We start from the raw sequence: 1,136 nt of genomic DNA on the forward strand, positions 1-1,136 counted from the left end.
GAATAAAAAATAAGAGACTCTCTGCTGGTTGGGATCATGAATATTTAATGAAGCTAATTTGTTCGGTGTAAATTTATATGCGATTGCCCTGCTATATTAGCCCTGCTAAAGTTGCAAAACAAGAAATGGTAAAAGCCTCTAGAAAATAGAGGCTATTTAATAATTAATTTAGTTGGCAACGGAATCCTGTAGTGTCACTACCATATTTAGTGTCTGTAGAGGCGCGAGTGATGATTTTGAGAAACTCAGGGTCAGAGGAACTTGAATAATCATTACCTTTAACAATCTTTAATTCACCTGATGGAGGGCCTGCTGGGTCATTAACCGGTGCATTAGCAGGATAAAGTTCATCATACCAATCAAACACATACTCATATACCCCACCATGCATGCCATAGATACCTGCTGGATTAGGAGGATATTTATCGATAGAGGGAGGTAGCTTTGGTGCTTTCTTAGAATCACCCCAGATAGTATTGATTCCTGGCTCAACCTTGCCATTATTGGTTGCATATTCAACATCTTTTCCACCGCTGGTAGCGGCGAACTCCCATTGTGCTTCTGTTGGTAGAGAACCCTTTTTGCCAAATATAGAGCCAAGCCATTCGCAATACGCTTGAGCATCATGCCAAGGTATTGAGTTTGCGGGTGTTTTTTTCTTGTCAGGACATTTAGCATCTTCGAATTGTTCAGAAGTATGTCCCGTTATCCTCATAAAGAACTCAAATTCATAGCAGGTAGTTGGGTATTTCTGTATTGTGAAATCTGAAACTAAAACTTTAAAATACTCAGGTACTTTACGATTTCTTTCTTCTAGCTTCCAGCTTAAATCAAAAGAGACTTTTCGACGCATTTCTCCACCGTTAAAGTCAATGAAGTTGTCCTTAATCGATGTTTTGAAGGATTCTACTTCCTGACTATGATTATCACACCCTGTTAAGAGGGTGAAAAAGAACACAATACTAAAATTTAAAGTAATGTGATGTCTATTCATAAACATCTTAATCTCCATTAAATACAGAGTTTAGCGTATACTATTGCTATAACTCGTTGACAGGTAAGCCACTAGTTTGACTAGTGTGACTCTCAAGGCTTGGCCTCTAGATTCAGTTTTATGGAGAAAGAAGACATGTGTA

1 protein-coding gene is annotated in these 1,136 nt (G+C 38.2%); it reads right to left on the reverse strand.

Annotated elements, in window-relative coordinates; genetic code table 11:
* Positions 1–163: 163 nt before the first annotated feature.
* A complete protein-coding gene (locus tag F607_RS33380) occupies positions 164–994 on the reverse strand; it encodes a formylglycine-generating enzyme family protein (protein WP_169719867.1) in 831 nt (276 codons plus the stop codon).
* Positions 995–1,136 lie beyond the last annotated feature (142 nt).

This window comes from Zooshikella ganghwensis DSM 15267 (assembly GCF_000428585.1).
Classification (GTDB): domain Bacteria; phylum Pseudomonadota; class Gammaproteobacteria; order Pseudomonadales; family Zooshikellaceae; genus Zooshikella; species Zooshikella ganghwensis.

Coding starts and splice junctions, on each gene's coding strand:
- F607_RS33380 (WP_169719867.1), bottom strand. CDS start 994: ATGAATAGACATCACATTACTTTAAATTTTAGTATTGTGTTCTTTTTC.